The organism is Natronocalculus amylovorans, from assembly GCF_023638035.1.
Classification (GTDB): Archaea; Halobacteriota; Halobacteria; order Halobacteriales; family Haloferacaceae; genus Natronocalculus; species Natronocalculus amylovorans.
The window spans coordinates 1-13,581 of record NZ_JAKRVX010000014.1 but is presented as its reverse complement, the minus strand read 5'-3'; the positions used below and the strand labels follow the sequence as shown (position 1 = coordinate 13,581).

Sequence of the window (13,581 nt, the reverse complement as noted above, 5' to 3'; positions counted from 1 at the left end):
CACATCAGATTGCCTCTGATACGGCGTACCGCAGGGGGGCAATCCTCATTTCTTCTGATTACATCGTATTTGATTCAAGGGTATAAACCCATTGAATTAAACCGACTCTCAACGAGTTGTGGTCGATCGTACGACGACACAATCCCGCTCTGCTACATTACATCCGAGTAGCCGGTTGTATATAAGGTAACTGTCTCGGAGGCGCTTTGGTAGAGTGTATGTATACCACGATACGCTACGTCATAGCGCGATTATTGGTGCTTACCGATTTTTTTCGTGTGTACGCGAAGAGACCGACGACTACACAAAGCGTGACAGAGTACGATCGACTATGGACGAAATCGATGTCGAGGCTGTCGATCGTGTGGACAGCGATACCGATACCGATACTGGCGGTGCAAACGGGCACGACAACGATGTCAACACGACGGGCCAATCGATCGACGATGGGCCGGCAGATATCGAAGTGACACCAACGGTTACTGATTTGCCACAAGGTGTTGATGCACCGGAGTATGTACTCTATGGCGGGAAGGGAGGTGTCGGAAAGACTACAATGGCGGCGGCGACGGCATTGTCGAGCGCTGCGGGTGGTATTTCGACACTCGTTGTCTCCACAGATCCGGCGCATTCGCTCTCAGACACATTGGGTGTTCAGATTCCACCACGACCAACACAGATTCGGGAGGACATGCCGCTGTATGCTGCAGAGATCGACCCTGATGCAGCGGTGGAAGACGGGATGTTTGGAGCTGGTGGTGACCCACTTGGTGGCATGGGGGATCTCGGAGAGCAGATGGGCCCGATGGGGGAGATGTTTGGTGGTGAAGACGGAGACGATCCACTTGGTGGGATGGGTGAGATGCTTGGCGGGTCGTCGAACATGCCAGGAGCAGATGAAGCCGCAGCGATGAGACAGCTACTTGAGTATTTAGATGATCCACGATTCGATCGAGTTGTTATTGATACAGCGCCAACCGGGCATACACTTCGGCTGTTGCAACTCCCTGAACTGATGGATTCGATGGTCGGTCGGATGCTCAAACTCCGCCAACAGTTCAAGGGAATGATGGGCAGTATTAAAGGGATGTTTGGCGGAGCTGACGGGGCGGACCCAATGGCAGAGATGGACGAACTGCGCGATCGAATTGAACGGCTGAGGGCTGTGCTTCGAGACCCAGCGCAGACGGACTTCCGCGTCGTGATGATCCCAGAAGAAATGAGTATTGTCGAATCCGAGCGGTTAGTGTCTCGGCTTGCAGAGTTTGAGATCCCGGTCCAGACACTCGTCATTAATCGTGTTATGGAGAATCTTACAGACGTAACTGATGCAGAGATTGATCCATCATGGGTTGTAACGCCAAATTTGGAGGCGTGTGAGTTCTGTCAGCGTCGCTGGACAGTTCAACAGAATTCGCTTCGCCGAGCAACAGAGCTGTTCCGTGGACGTGAGGTGAAGCGTGTTCCACTCCTTGCGGATGAGGTTCGTGGAGAAGATGCATTGCGGATTGTTGCCGCTTGTTTGGATTAACCCAACTGCACGAATTGGTGATCGTTATCCAAGACGGCTGACGAATGAAAAGAACTTGTCGCGAGCAACATCCGGAATAAACCGAGCGAGTGTACCTGCTTGCGCTACCGGGCCAACGGGCACGCGTGCGGGTGGTTTCGTTGCGCTTGCTGCGTTGACAATATCTGCAGCGACACGTTCTGGGGTTACTGATCCGGGACCATCGCCCGCAATCATCTGTGTATCCTCAAACACGGAGTAGAACGATTCATATGCCCCTGATCGCTCCGAATTCTCCACCTCCTTTTCGGCACGAACTTTAAATTCGGTCTTCACAGGCCCAGGTTCAACCAACACGACGTCGATGCCGTGTGGTTCCACTTCACTTCTGAGTGCGTCAGACATCGCCTCAAGGGCAAATTTTGAGCCACAGTACGGACCCCCACCAGGGAATGAAACTCGACCTGCGACCGACGAGAGATTAATAATTGTCCCATCCTCTTCACGGCGCATGTGTGGGAGGACTGCTCTTGTGAGTCGGTGTGGACCGTACACATTCACGTCAAACTGTTTTTCAACCTGTTCGATCGGTGTCTCTTCAATTGGGCCAAACTGTCCATAGCCCGCATTGTTTACGATACAGTCGATTGTTCCGTGTTCATCGAGAATTCGGTCGACAACGCGATCGATGTCGGCTTGTTTTGTCACGTCGAGTGTTGCAAGCGTACAGCCAGCATCCCCAAGCGACTCAATATCGGCTGGGTTTCTAGCGGTCGCATACACGGTCCACTCTTCTTCAACAAATGCCAACGCTGCTGCGCGGCCGATCCCTGATGAACAGCCAGTAATTAGGACCGTCTTCGGTTGCACAGTTACCAATTATGCTCAGGGGTGTTAATTACCCACGTTCTACCGCAGTGTTTGTTTCACTTCTGCAGCGTATCGATCGGCTTCCTGCGTTGGTCTCGGAAGTTTGTATGCAGTACAGAGTGCTGCAACTAATTCAGTTGCGGTTTCAGCACTGACTCGGTGCCCCGGGCTGACATAGAGCGGATTGACGCTTGTTGTTGCGCTTGGACGATACTGTTTTGACTGGTATGCGTAGCCGATCGTTGTCCCAATCTGTGCGTCTACCTGTTCATCTGCACGGATTGGCGTCCGCCAGCCAACAGGCCGGCGATCGGTCGGCGCTTGTGGTGTTCCACAGAGCAGTGATTTTGCAACCCCAACGGATGGAAGATCATAGATCACACCAATGTGTGTTGCAAGGCCTGCTTGTCGGTAGTGTATCCGCCCGCTCCCATCAAACAGTGCGAGATCAGGTGTGCACGTCAGCGTGTCGAGTGCGTCACAGATTGGGCCACCCTCTCTGAAGGCAAGCAATCCCGGAATGTATGGGAGCTCGATCGGTGACACAGCGTATGTTCGCTCAATAATCTCTCCGTCTCGAAATGCGACAACGGCGCTGATGACTTGCTCGTCACAAAACGCTTGATCGACACCGATTATGATCGGATCGGTGAGGGCCGTTGGTGATGGTGTCTCCGGTGTGTCATCGAATGTTGCGATCGATGCAAGCGATCGTTGGAGCTCCTCCATCTCCGATCGGCTCAGTGATGCGTTCGGGATAAACTGTGAATTAACAGGAGAAATTGGCATTCTCAGTTGCGCTGGTTAGCGACGTGGTCCCGGACCACGACCCATCTGAATACCGGGCATCCCGCCGCCGCGTACGGGTGGTCGGCCTTCGATTTGTTTTCCGTACGCGAGTCCGATAACAAACCCAATCAGGTGTGCAAGGTGTGCAATGTTCCCGACACCGAGGGCGTTTGCTGCGGTTGGCTCAATAACGAAGATGAGCGAAATTGCAGCAATTCCGTAGGTTAGGACCTTGATCTTCATTGGAATAATGAAGAACAGTAACACCTCCAAATTTGGTCGAAGCACGGTTACCACACCTAAAATTGCGAACACTGCACCGCTTGCACCAAGAACGTTGACGCTGTTCCCGACGAGAAGCGCTGCAAGAACGTATCCAAGTCCCGCAGCAACACCACTTGCAAGGAAGAATAGCAGGAATTTCTTCGAGCCAACATACCGTTCAACAATCGGGCCAAAGAAAAACAGGGCAATGCTGTTTCCTGCGATATGAAGAAGTCCATCGGGGCTATGTGAGAAGACGGAGGTCACCCATGTCCAGACGTACTCCGGGTTTGATGTCGAGAGTGCAAACACAGCATAGAATGTTGACAACCCAAAGAATCCGAGTACGATGAACTCCGCGACAAACACGATCCAAAAGATTGCAAGGAGCGTGTAGGTCACGTTTCCACGGAAGAACCCAAGCACACCGCCAGTACCTGTTACATCACGTTCAATACGCTGTTTAACGCCTGCAACGGGGCTACTGGTGCCTGACTTTCCGCCACGGTTATCTACAGTGTCGTCAAATCCGCTATCGAATACACCACCGGGGTCATTCCAGTCCTGTAATCCTGGACAGTCATGATTTTCCGGCAGCCGGTGTTGGGCGCAGAACGTCTGCCCGCACCGCCGGCACTGGTACGGGAGATTTTCATACTCCCCACACACGTCACACTTGGCCATTACTCCCTTCTAGTAGCGGTGGGGTCAAAGGAGTTTGGCTCTCGGTGCAAGGGGATTGCAGTACGATATTATACATTTGCTTTGAGGTAGTTCCCAATCCAGCCCCCAAGCATTCCGAGCGCAACAGTATAGAAAATGGCGACAGTGAGGATAACCAGTATAAAAATGGTCATCATCATAAATCCACCGACGCCAACGCCAACGCTGCCGCCAGCGATCGGCATACCCGTAAAGAAAAGCAATCCGAGAGAACCAAACAGTACGATCGGTATGAGCATCACCACGCCCGCGTATGCACCGACACGAAGCGCATCATTGGTGGTGCCACCCTCAAGATAGCCGGCAACAGCACCACCAAGGATGGTTGAAAATGGGATCATCGAAAGCACAACACCGACAATACCACCGATGAGCGCATTCATCAACGTGTTGCTGTCTGATGGTTCTGGGTCAGTTCGTGTCTCAGCGGTCTGTTTTGTGGAGGACATAGACGACGTGCTGTCAATTGCATAGCCAAATTATATAAACATAGATGAACCAGTGGCGGCTGACCTACTCGGAGCAGAGCTGCCCATCTTCGTCACCATCATCTTTGACAGATTCTACCTGCTCGAGATTCGTTGGAACTACTGTGCGATGTTGCATACCTAGGGTTTGACGACGGGCTGCCATAACAAAAGTAGCTACCAGACCCATCCTCAAAAAATTACCCATGCGCATAATTCATCTGCAGACTGTTCCCTATACCTCTGATGCATACGAAAACAAAGTTCGTCGTTTTAGAACTTCTCAGTGTAGATCTCTTGGGAGCGCTCGATCGCAGCGATCGCCGCCTGTTTGTCTTCCCAACCGAGTGTCTCTACTTCTTTGCCGCCTTCGAGGTTTTTGTACGTCTCAAAGAATTCGTCAATTTCTGCTTGGGTCTGCTCGGTGATATCCTCGAGATCTTCGATATGATCGAAGCGCGGATCCTCTGTCGGAACGGCAATGACTTTATCATCTTGCTCACCATCGTCATCCATTTTCATGAGCGCAACTGGTCGAGCCTCAATTACGCAGCCTGGGAACGTTTGATCCTCAACGAGCACAAGTACGTCAAGTGGGTCGTCGTCATCGTACCAAGTTTGTGGAATGAATCCATAGTCACTTGGGTAGTGGACGTTGGAGTGAAGCACACGATCGAGGACCGTTGCGGGGATGTCTTTATCATACTCGTACTTGTTACGTTCACCTTTTAGACACTCAATAACTGCGTAGATCGTCTCCGGTGCGTCAGGGCCTGTTTCGAGATCTTCGAAAAGGTTCGTCATACATCTACGTATTCCTGAACGGATGGGAAAGCCTTTTCGAGACACTCTGGCCGGTTTTGTGATTTCACCGCGGTTAGTTCTTTCACTCTTGATGGAAGCAAGGCAGGGCAAGTTTGTGAATAACGAGATATTGTTATAATCACTAAAATACCGTATAGCTACGCAGATCATTACATAAACGTCAGTCGACTTACGAAATGTTAAATATCCAGATGACGTCTGTCTATTCATGTCAGAGGCACAAACAATCACTGACAACACGGGCATCATCAGGGATTTGACTGCATTCCAGCAGAACATCCTCACAATTCTTGCTGAGGAACCAATGTACGGCTTAGCAATCAAACGAGAACTTGAGTCTTACTACGGTGGCGAAGTCAATCACGGTCGGCTTTATCCAAACCTTGACGATCTCGTTGAGTTTGGGCTGGTTGAAAAGTCAGAGCTTGACAAACGAACAAACCAGTACGAACTTACCGAGGATGGCTACGAAGCACTGCTCGAACAATTTGAATGGTCACTCGCACGAATCGTCACCAACGAGAGCCGTGCTGACGATATTCGAGCGCTTCTCGAATAATCTCGTTTCGTCACTCGAACCTATTTTATCACCGATTAGAGCGGGTAACTCTTGTCTACAGCAGTGAATGCGAGTTCAATTGACCCTTCGATGAGTGATCGTTGGCTAGGAGATGGCCATGCATTCCGTGGATAATACTCCGTGTAGAACTCCTCTATCTGTTCGGCTGTTGCGGTATCCAGCGTCTGCAGATAGTGGTTACCCATAAAGTCTGCAAACGATCGAACATTCTGAACATGATCCTCGCTGTGATCGGCGGCGACACGATCAATAATTGTTTGATTATGCGCTTCGACAGCAGCCCAACTCTCTCCGGGTTGTGGTGTGAGCGGAACCTCAACAGCCCGATCGGTGTCTTCGATTTGGTCAAGTTGCACCGTTCCATCTGTAATCCATTGTTCGGGATAGAGCACAAGCGTTTCATCTTCGTCACGAACACGTGCCGTGTACGCATGCGCTGAGATGAGCCGTTCGCGTTCCGATCGATACACTGCTGCTTCGCCCTCATCAACCGCGTTACGAGCAAGCCGTGTCAACCGCTCTGCTTCCTCAACGACATCACTCGGTGGGTTGTTTTGTATCTCGTTATCCATCATCGAGTGCCTCATTCGCTAACTTATCCGCATGTTCGTTTATTTCTCGCGGTACGTGCTCGATCGACCAGTCGTCAAACTGTGTTAACAGTTCCCGTACGCGGACGCGACGCTCTCGCAATGCTGGGTTGTTTGTCTGCCACTCTCCACGGACTTGTTTAATAATCAACTGTGAATCACCACGAATTTCAAGCGCATCAAGCCCATACGTTGTAGCTGCGTCCACTCCTGCAATGAGCGCTTCGTACTCGGCTTGATTGTTTGTTGCAGTTCCGATCGTTCGACTGCCCTCTGCGAGAATACCATCACCAGTGATGATCACCCACCCAATTGAGGCAGGACCCGGATTTCCACGGCTTGCACCATCGAAGTAGAGATATCCTTTCCCACCCCCTTCCTGCAGCACCATGGTAAGCGTTTTCGGTGATCGACCTTGGACAACCACCTTCCCCTCATATGCCACTGCGACAGCGTGATCACACTGCGCTCGCCATTGTTCGTGCGGCGTATTCCCCTCGGAAATCGTAATCCCTGCAGCACGGAGTCGATCGGCAGCAACATCAGAATCGATCTCGATCGTCGGCATACAAATGCTCCGAGTGAACGGTATGTTAGTCTGTTTGTTCGACGATTTGTATAATGATGCGGTGGAATTGGCTAAAGTCTTAAATAGTTGTGGTCAGATAGTATTTAAATGCGATGAAAAGGTCCAACCGCCAGCGGGAGCACCGATCGACACGAGTGCGTGATGAGACCACGGAACAAACTGACTCAAAAGCGGATGAGTTAGATCCAGAAAATATTGATCCGGAGGAACTTGTTCGTACTGCAGATGGTGAGCTAATTCATGAGGAGACAGGACTGATTATTGAGGAGGATCAGATCGATCGTGGCCCGGAGTGGCGTGCGTTCAATCACTCAGAGCGTCAAAGCAAGTCACGGGTCGGTGCACCAACGACGAAAACGATGCACGACAAGGGGCTGACGACGACGATTGACTGGAAAGACAAAGATGCCTATGGTCGATCACTGTCATCGGAAAAACGCAGTCAGATGCATCGGCTTCGTAAATGGCAAGAACGTATTCGAACCAAAGATGCTGGTGAGCGGAATCTTCAGTTTGCGCTGTCGGAGATCGATCGAATGGCCTCTGCGCTTGGCGTCCCGCGATCCGTTCGAGAGGTTGCATCGGTGATCTATCGACGTGCATTAACTGAAGACCTCATTCGTGGCCGTTCGATCGAAGGCGTCTCAACAGCGGCATTATACGCAGCGTGCAGAAAAGAGGGAATCCCACGATCGCTCGAAGAGATTGCAGAGGTTTCGCGGGTCGAACGTAAAGAGATTGGTCGGACCTATCGATACATCTCCCAAGAGCTTAGTTTAGAGATGCGGCCAGTTGACCCAAAAAAATACGTTCCACGGTTTTGCTCGGAGCTAGAGTTACCGGAAGAAGTTCAATCAAAAGCCAAAGAGATCATTGATGTGACTGCCGAAGAAGGCCTTTTGTCCGGTAAATCACCAACTGGATTTGCCGCGGCTGCGATTTACGCGGCCTCACTGCTCTGTAACGAAAAGAAAACGCAACGAGAGGTTGCGGACGTTGCCCAAGTTACAGAAGTGACGATTCGGAACCGATATCAAGAACAGATCGAAGCGATGGGAATTCACTAAGCGGTTGGATTACTCGTCAGCCGCCATCTGACCGAAGACTGCATCTGCATCAGCGGGAACGTCAAAGTCGTGGTAGCGTTCGCCTTTCTCTTTTGAGAGGATATTCAATCCTGCGGCAGCTCCATCACCCGCAGCGATGACTGCTTGCCACTCCTCTTTTCGAACCATTGCGCCAGTTGCATATGCATTTTCGACACTTGTCTCCATTGTAACGCCAACATCGACAAGATCGTCTGCAAACGCACAGCCAAGCCCCTCTGCAAGGTCTCGTTTTGCACCTGTTGCGAGGATAACGTAGGTTGCGGTTAGCTCACCATCATCTGTGTCGATCGAAAACCCGCCGTCCGTTTCGCTCACACCAGCTACTTTGATCCCCTGTCGGCGATCGACGCCAAAAGAGTCTACCTGTCTACGTGCCGTTTCGATGAATGCGGTTCCATCGACCGAGCCAACACCAAGGTAATTGAAGAGGTGTGCTTTGTGCATCCACGTTTTATCGGTGTCAAAGAGGACGGTATCGAGACCGTTCTTTTGGGTGAAGAGCGCGGCACTCAGTCCAGCGGGACCGCCACCGACGACGGCAACTTTTGTATCGGACATGACGATCACATATTCCGCTTCCAGCCGTAAATAAGAGCCAGTAGCACCGATGCCACTTGCACTGGTGCTACCAAAATTAAATTCATAGAACATGTAGTACCTGTTGTGACTGATTCAGAGCTACCAACAATCCTTCTCACTGGTGGGACAAGTGGCATTGGGAGAGTCGCCGCCCGGCAACTTGCCTCAAGTGGATCCACAGTTGCTGTTGTGGGACGAAATGCGAGCCGTGGTGAGACACTCGTCTCTGAATCGCGATCGCTCGCAGGGACGATCGACTTTCTGCAGTACGACCTTGCCACACAAGACGCCGTTCGAGCACTCGCAAAGCATGTTCGAGAGTCGTATCCCACGCTTGACGTCCTCATCCACAATGCAGGCGTTTCAGTCCCCGACCGGACCGAGACCACAGACGGAATCGAAAAGACACTCGCAGTTAATCATCTTGCGCCGTATCTGCTCACGTGTGAGCTCCTTGAAACACTCCGAATGGGAGCGCGTGGACGAGTTGTGGTAACCGCGTCTGGACTTCACACGCGTGCAACATTCGACTTTGATAACTTGCAGTTTGAAGCGCAATACGACTCGCTTGATGCGTACGCGCGATCGAAACTTTGCAATGTGGCGTTCACGCTTGAGCTGGCCGATCGGCTCCGTGAAATCAACGAACCGATCACGGTAAACTGTCTGCACCCCGGATTCGTACCAGAAACAGGGCTCTTCCGGGATGCTGCACTCCGAAAGCGGATTATGATACGGCTGGCTGCAGTCTTACCGTGGGTTGGAACCTCCGTTGAGGCAGGTGGGTCATTGCTTTCAGGGTTGGCAACGGATCCAACATATCGTACAGAGACTGGATTGTATGTTGGGCCCGAAGGCCCGACGGAGCCGAGCGAAACAGCACGCGATCGGAAGAATCGAATCAAACTATGGGAAGAAAGCGCGTCGTTAGTTGGCGTGGATTCATCATGGCCAGCCTGAGGAGACGCCAACGTTCTTACCATCTCATTACGTACCGCTACTGAATGCGGTTGGACGACTATATCGAACTCGAAGCAAACGACCGTGCAGAGCGACGGCGGCTTGCACAGGAGAAATCTTACGAGATTATGGACCACCTCTCCTCGTTTCAAGATCGGTTCGAAGGAACCGTCCAAAACGGCGACCTCTTCGGGAGTGTCTCACCCTCGATTTTTGTTGGGCGATCGAACTATCCAAACGTCTCGACTGGGATTCTGTCCCCGGTTGGTCACGAAGAGACCGCAGCACAGTTTGAGACAAACGCGGGATGGTACACGGAAGGTGTCTCAATCAGTGACGTGTTCGAACGGCGAACAAGTCTGCTTAATTCAACACAAACAACCCCGGTTGATACTAGTGTCCATGACGCATGGGATGGCTTTCTTGGTGTCCAGCGAGAGGTTGCGATCGCCGACCGACCAGTCCAACTCGAAATTGGGCTTGATGGATCGCCGAACATCGATTTTGACATAACGACGGAAGATGTGGCGACGCCGACTGGCCCACGTGCTCGTGCCCGAGATGCACGTGTCACTGAGAATCCACATGTCCCACGAGCGATTCAAAAAACGCTCGAAGATGACGACTGGGCTGCACAGGGGGCAATGACATACCTGTATACCCGCGGCTTTGATGTGTACGATATCAATACGATCCTCTCTGCGGGTGCCCTTGGGCAGGGGGCAAATCGACGGCTCGTACCGACACGATGGTCAATTACGGCCGTTGATGATACGATCGGCCAGTTCCTCCGTGGCCGAACATGGGATGACCAAGGTGTTGATACAGTCCAGGTGTGGCGTAATGAATATCTTGGAAATGCCTTTTGGATCATCCTTGCACCCGGCCAGTGGGAGTTTGAGCTGGTTGAGTTGAAGGCACCCGGGAGTATTTGGAACCCAGATCCGGAGGCTGGCATGTGGCTTGCATCCGATTATGAGGGAAAAGAGGGACGAACGGGGTATGTCGAAGAGACCGCAGGCGCATACTATGCGGCCCGCCTTGCGGTGTTGGAACAGCTTGCGTCGATCGGAAGACAGGCAAAAGTACTCGTTATTCGGCACGTCTCCGATGAGTACTGGGGACCGGTTGGTGTGTGGCAGATACGCGAAGCGATCCGACATGCGTTCGATGGCGAACATGGTGAAACAGAGACGTTCCGTGACGCTGTTGAAGGGGTTCTCAACCATGTTCCTGTTTCAATGACGGACCTTCGCCGACAGTCGACAATGGTGTCTGGGTTACAGACTAATCTGTTTGACTTTGGGACCACAAATCAGTAGCTCACGTTCTGACGAGGAAGTACAACACAATCCCAATTAGCCCAGGCAGTGCAACGCCGATCGGACCGGAGAAGAACCCCGAAAGCAGGAGGAAAAATACAGCCATGCTCCAGACGGTTGGTTTTGGTGCGCTCATGCCGCGATCGGTCGCATCACGATAGATGTATCCTGCAATGACAAGAAAGACAAACACGAGTGCAAGCGATCGAAGCGGGACACCGAGCGTCCCGGCTTGGAGGAGAGACATATTATCACCCCCACCAGAATCAAAATAGCTATTGTGATTTTGATTTTCGGTGGAGTGGGTAGTCGCTAGTGGTTGGTGAGTAGTGGTTGGTGGTCAGATCGCTGCAAGTCGATCGAACACCGCGTCAACCATCTCCCCCGTTTCGTCAATGATTGCGTCGAGTTCATCATCCGCAGTACCCATTCCAAGCAGCTTGGCGAGTTTCATAATGCTGACGTGGTAGACAACCTGCTCACCGGGAGCTTGCTGCCAGATGACCATGTTACACGGAAAGAGCGACCCAATACGTTTGTCAGTCGCATCGAGTGCTCGATCGGCCATCTTCGGATTACATGCACCAAGGACATAGTAGGGATCACGTTCAGCATCGATTTTCTCGTTAAGCATCTCCGATGGTGAGAATTCGACAGGGAATCCAAACCCTTCTTCTGCGCAGGCATTGCGGACGGCCTCGATCGCTTCGTCGTGTTCCATTTCGAGTGTCATCTGCTTTTCACCGTACGCCTCAGGAGACAGCTCGGTTGGATCGAATGGGAGCGTCATGGCTTACTGTTAGCGCCACGGTCGGAAAAACACGAAGGTATCGATGCTATTCGTCGGTGAGGACGGGACCGCTTCCAATGACCTCTTTCACTTCGGTAATGAAGGTCTGTCGTCGATCGAAGTAGGTTGTCTCGAGTTCAGTGAGAATCTCGTGCAGTTCAGTCGGTCCGTCTGGGGTTCGAATGATGCTGTCCCCTTCCTGTGCTTCGATCGCACCTTTGGTTGCCGGCCAGGTGAGCCGCGAGGCGACACGAGCAAGTGGTGCACCTGAGACGGCCTGTCCCGTTCCGAGTTCGACGGCTGGTCCTTCCTCAGCCTCGTCGTCTGACATACACGGCTGTTCGAAAGGCGATAGGGTAATCTTTTCGAAGCAATCCGAACTGATTGTGACCTGTTGTCACACGATCGTCTGACGTACTGTTTTGTATTGGGCCTTCATATGCCGTACCATGACTAGTCTTTCGGAGGCGTATCATGGAGACGCCGGTACCAAAGCCGGACAGCGCCGACTCATGCTCGGGATGGGTTTGTTCTCCACCGGCATCCTCCTTGTTCTCTCGGGTATTGTCGTTGCTGGTACTGAAACCCTCCTTTCCCGAGGGTATACGCTTGGCCAAGCGAGACTCTATGGGGCGGTGTTAGGTGGGTTGGGCGTTCCAGCAGTGTTTCTCGGGATTTTCACGGTGCTTCCCGCAAGCCGAAACACCCGTGCTGCAGCGCTCGTTGGTGCATCGCTCGCAATCTTTGGGGTGGCGCTCTTTGCACACGCCTATCCATGCCAATGGATCGGAAACTCCTGTGCAGTAGAGGCACGAGATCTCACACTCCCAACTGCAGGTATCTACTCGATTGGAATTATCACCACATTCTGGTGTCTCTTCATCGGTGTCGTTAATTTCAAAACCCGGAATGACCCTGGTGGGACCGTCACAATGAATGTCACTCGGAAAGGGCAGACAAAAGTGGTCGAGGTCGAGAAACCAACTGGCGGCTTCGGAAGTATCGGACTCTTCGGTGTCGAACCCGACGGTGAAGTTGAAACCCAAACTAATCGCACAAACTCACAGAGCCATGCTGCCGCTGGCGACGGTGGAGAGTCTACAGAGACAATACGCTCCCCGCTTGATACCCCCTCAGAGCAGCCTGCCTCCCCCCGTGTTGATACCGTTGGTCCTTCGACAGCGCCACAGCCACAGCAGACACAGATGTCAACAGATGTCAACGATGACGATGCAGTTGTTGAGTACCGCTCAGATGCCCGTCCCGATTCGGATGCGCCGATCGATCGCTACTGTGGGAGTTGCGATCAGTTCCAATACGTCCGCACAGAAGATGGAATCCAACCATACTGTGGCTATCACGCCGCGTTGATGGAGAATATGGATGCCTGTGAGGATTGGACCCCTCGCTAGTTAGAATTCGGACGCTCGACGTTCCAATTTTTCAAGTCTTTGTTTAACGTTATCCCAGTGGCTCCCCTTCCAAAACACCTGTTCACAGTCTCGACACTCCCAAAGTGGGAGGTCCGCTGGTGCGTGTTCCGGGCGTTCGATTCTCTCGTGTGACATCCTCCCCGTCGTAAACGACGGGGCTTCCCACACGGTGGGAATGCCA

Annotated in this window: 18 protein-coding genes; 6 read left to right on the top strand and 12 right to left on the bottom strand. The window is 52.2% G+C overall.

Annotated features, from left to right (window positions below; translation table 11 throughout):
- Positions 1 to 331: 331 nt before the first annotated feature.
- On the top strand, positions 332 to 1,531 hold the full coding sequence (locus tag AArcSt2_RS16520; protein ID WP_250586313.1) for an ArsA family ATPase: 1,200 nt from the start codon (positions 332 to 334) through the stop codon (positions 1,529 to 1,531).
- Between the two features lie 24 nt (positions 1,532 to 1,555).
- Here AArcSt2_RS16520 and AArcSt2_RS16515 read toward each other — a convergent pair whose 3' ends face one another.
- The 5 genes from AArcSt2_RS16515 to AArcSt2_RS16495 form a co-directional block, all read right to left on the bottom strand.
- The gene (locus AArcSt2_RS16515) at positions 1,556 to 2,380 is read right to left on the bottom strand and encodes an SDR family oxidoreductase (protein WP_250586311.1); all 825 of its coding nucleotides are present in this window, start codon (positions 2,378 to 2,380) and stop codon (positions 1,556 to 1,558) included.
- A gap of 39 nt (positions 2,381 to 2,419) precedes the next feature.
- The gene (locus AArcSt2_RS16510) at positions 2,420 to 3,169 is read right to left on the bottom strand and encodes an endonuclease V (protein WP_250586309.1); all 750 of its coding nucleotides are present in this window, start codon (positions 3,167 to 3,169) and stop codon (positions 2,420 to 2,422) included.
- A 15-nt stretch (positions 3,170 to 3,184) separates the two neighbouring features.
- Positions 3,185 to 4,117 (bottom strand): rhomboid family intramembrane serine protease, encoded by a 933-nt coding sequence (locus AArcSt2_RS16505; protein ID WP_250586307.1) that lies wholly within the window; start codon positions 4,115 to 4,117, stop codon positions 3,185 to 3,187.
- 68 nt (positions 4,118 to 4,185) lie between these two features.
- Positions 4,186 to 4,605, bottom strand: a complete 420-nt coding sequence (locus AArcSt2_RS16500; protein WP_250586305.1) for a DUF5518 domain-containing protein — start codon at positions 4,603 to 4,605, stop codon at positions 4,186 to 4,188.
- Positions 4,606 to 4,896: 291 nt separating this feature from the next.
- A complete protein-coding gene (locus AArcSt2_RS16495) occupies positions 4,897 to 5,427 on the bottom strand; it encodes an inorganic diphosphatase (protein WP_174653129.1) in 531 nt (176 codons plus the stop codon).
- A 229-nt stretch (positions 5,428 to 5,656) separates the two neighbouring features.
- On the opposite strand from AArcSt2_RS16495, the gene AArcSt2_RS16490 reads away from it, so the two are divergent.
- Positions 5,657 to 6,007: a PadR family transcriptional regulator gene (locus tag AArcSt2_RS16490; protein WP_174653130.1), complete on the top strand. Its 351-nt coding sequence runs from the start codon at positions 5,657 to 5,659 to the stop codon at positions 6,005 to 6,007.
- Between the two features lie 35 nt (positions 6,008 to 6,042).
- On the opposite strand, the gene AArcSt2_RS16485 is transcribed toward AArcSt2_RS16490, so the two are convergent.
- A complete protein-coding gene (locus tag AArcSt2_RS16485; protein WP_250586303.1) occupies positions 6,043 to 6,603 on the bottom strand; it encodes a DUF7108 domain-containing protein in 561 nt (186 codons plus the stop codon).
- Entirely contained in the window at positions 6,593 to 7,186 is a 594-nt protein-coding gene (rnhA, locus tag AArcSt2_RS16480) for a ribonuclease HI (RefSeq protein ID WP_174653132.1), read from the bottom strand. The genes AArcSt2_RS16485 and rnhA overlap by 11 nt, the downstream gene beginning before the upstream one ends.
- 113 nt (positions 7,187 to 7,299) lie before the next feature.
- On the opposite strand from rnhA, the gene AArcSt2_RS16475 reads away from it, so the two are divergent.
- A complete protein-coding gene (locus AArcSt2_RS16475) occupies positions 7,300 to 8,274 on the top strand; it encodes a transcription initiation factor IIB (protein WP_174653133.1) in 975 nt (324 codons plus the stop codon).
- Between the two features lie 9 nt (positions 8,275 to 8,283).
- Here the strand turns inward: AArcSt2_RS16475 and AArcSt2_RS16470 are convergent, their stop codons facing one another.
- Positions 8,284 to 8,874 (bottom strand): FAD-dependent oxidoreductase, encoded by a 591-nt coding sequence (locus tag AArcSt2_RS16470; protein ID WP_250586315.1) that lies wholly within the window; start codon positions 8,872 to 8,874, stop codon positions 8,284 to 8,286.
- Between the two features lie 105 nt (positions 8,875 to 8,979).
- On the opposite strand from AArcSt2_RS16470, the gene AArcSt2_RS16465 reads away from it, so the two are divergent.
- Both AArcSt2_RS16465 and nreA read left to right on the top strand, forming a co-directional pair.
- Positions 8,980 to 9,855, top strand: coding sequence for an SDR family NAD(P)-dependent oxidoreductase (locus AArcSt2_RS16465; RefSeq protein WP_250586301.1), 876 nt, complete (start codon positions 8,980 to 8,982; stop codon positions 9,853 to 9,855).
- Between the two features lie 44 nt (positions 9,856 to 9,899).
- On the top strand, positions 9,900 to 11,177 hold the full coding sequence (gene nreA, locus AArcSt2_RS16460) for a DNA repair protein NreA (protein ID WP_250586299.1): 1,278 nt from the start codon (positions 9,900 to 9,902) through the stop codon (positions 11,175 to 11,177).
- 1 nt (position 11,178) lies between these two features.
- Here nreA and AArcSt2_RS16455 read toward each other — a convergent pair whose 3' ends face one another.
- The 3 genes from AArcSt2_RS16455 to AArcSt2_RS16445 all read right to left on the bottom strand — a co-directional run bounded on the left by AArcSt2_RS16455 (position 11,179) and on the right by AArcSt2_RS16445 (position 12,298).
- Positions 11,179 to 11,424, bottom strand: coding sequence for a hypothetical protein (locus AArcSt2_RS16455; RefSeq protein WP_250586297.1), 246 nt, complete (start codon positions 11,422 to 11,424; stop codon positions 11,179 to 11,181).
- A 93-nt stretch (positions 11,425 to 11,517) separates the two neighbouring features.
- On the bottom strand, positions 11,518 to 11,967 hold the full coding sequence (locus AArcSt2_RS16450) for a DUF302 domain-containing protein (protein WP_250586295.1): 450 nt from the start codon (positions 11,965 to 11,967) through the stop codon (positions 11,518 to 11,520).
- A 46-nt stretch (positions 11,968 to 12,013) separates the two neighbouring features.
- A complete protein-coding gene (locus AArcSt2_RS16445) occupies positions 12,014 to 12,298 on the bottom strand; it encodes a DUF5789 family protein (protein ID WP_250586293.1) in 285 nt (94 codons plus the stop codon).
- Between the two features lie 118 nt (positions 12,299 to 12,416).
- Here AArcSt2_RS16445 and AArcSt2_RS16440 point away from each other — a divergent pair, with 118 nt between their 5' ends.
- Entirely contained in the window at positions 12,417 to 13,379 is a 963-nt protein-coding gene (locus AArcSt2_RS16440; protein ID WP_250586291.1) for a YihY/virulence factor BrkB family protein, read from the top strand.
- On the opposite strand, the gene AArcSt2_RS16435 is transcribed toward AArcSt2_RS16440, so the two are convergent.
- A partial coding sequence (locus tag AArcSt2_RS16435; protein WP_250586289.1) for a Mut7-C RNAse domain-containing protein occupies positions 13,380 to 13,581 on the bottom strand: 202 nt, incomplete at its 5' end.

Bases quoted from the DNA above. Each gene is read 5' to 3' on its own strand.
- AArcSt2_RS16520 (WP_250586313.1), top strand. From the start codon at position 332: ATGGACGAAATCGATGTCGAGGCTGTCGATCGTGTGGACAGCGATACC.
- AArcSt2_RS16510 (WP_250586309.1), bottom strand. From the start codon at position 3,169: ATGCCAATTTCTCCTGTTAATTCACAGTTTATCCCGAACGCATCACTG.
- AArcSt2_RS16505 (WP_250586307.1), bottom strand. From the start codon at position 4,117: ATGGCCAAGTGTGACGTGTGTGGGGAGTATGAAAATCTCCCGTACCAG.
- AArcSt2_RS16500 (WP_250586305.1), bottom strand. From the start codon at position 4,605: ATGTCCTCCACAAAACAGACCGCTGAGACACGAACTGACCCAGAACCA.
- AArcSt2_RS16495 (WP_174653129.1), bottom strand. From the start codon at position 5,427: ATGACGAACCTTTTCGAAGATCTCGAAACAGGCCCTGACGCACCGGAG.
- AArcSt2_RS16490 (WP_174653130.1), top strand. From the start codon at position 5,657: ATGTCAGAGGCACAAACAATCACTGACAACACGGGCATCATCAGGGAT.
- AArcSt2_RS16485 (WP_250586303.1), bottom strand. From the start codon at position 6,603: ATGATGGATAACGAGATACAAAACAACCCACCGAGTGATGTCGTTGAG.
- rnhA (WP_174653132.1), bottom strand. From the start codon at position 7,186: ATGCCGACGATCGAGATCGATTCTGATGTTGCTGCCGATCGACTCCGT.
- AArcSt2_RS16475 (WP_174653133.1), top strand. From the start codon at position 7,300: ATGAAAAGGTCCAACCGCCAGCGGGAGCACCGATCGACACGAGTGCGT.
- AArcSt2_RS16470 (WP_250586315.1), bottom strand. From the start codon at position 8,874: ATGTCCGATACAAAAGTTGCCGTCGTCGGTGGCGGTCCCGCTGGACTG.
- nreA (WP_250586299.1), top strand. From the start codon at position 9,900: ATGCGGTTGGACGACTATATCGAACTCGAAGCAAACGACCGTGCAGAG.
- AArcSt2_RS16455 (WP_250586297.1), bottom strand. From the start codon at position 11,424: ATGTCTCTCCTCCAAGCCGGGACGCTCGGTGTCCCGCTTCGATCGCTT.
- AArcSt2_RS16450 (WP_250586295.1), bottom strand. From the start codon at position 11,967: ATGACGCTCCCATTCGATCCAACCGAGCTGTCTCCTGAGGCGTACGGT.
- AArcSt2_RS16445 (WP_250586293.1), bottom strand. From the start codon at position 12,298: ATGTCAGACGACGAGGCTGAGGAAGGACCAGCCGTCGAACTCGGAACG.
- AArcSt2_RS16440 (WP_250586291.1), top strand. From the start codon at position 12,417: ATGACTAGTCTTTCGGAGGCGTATCATGGAGACGCCGGTACCAAAGCC.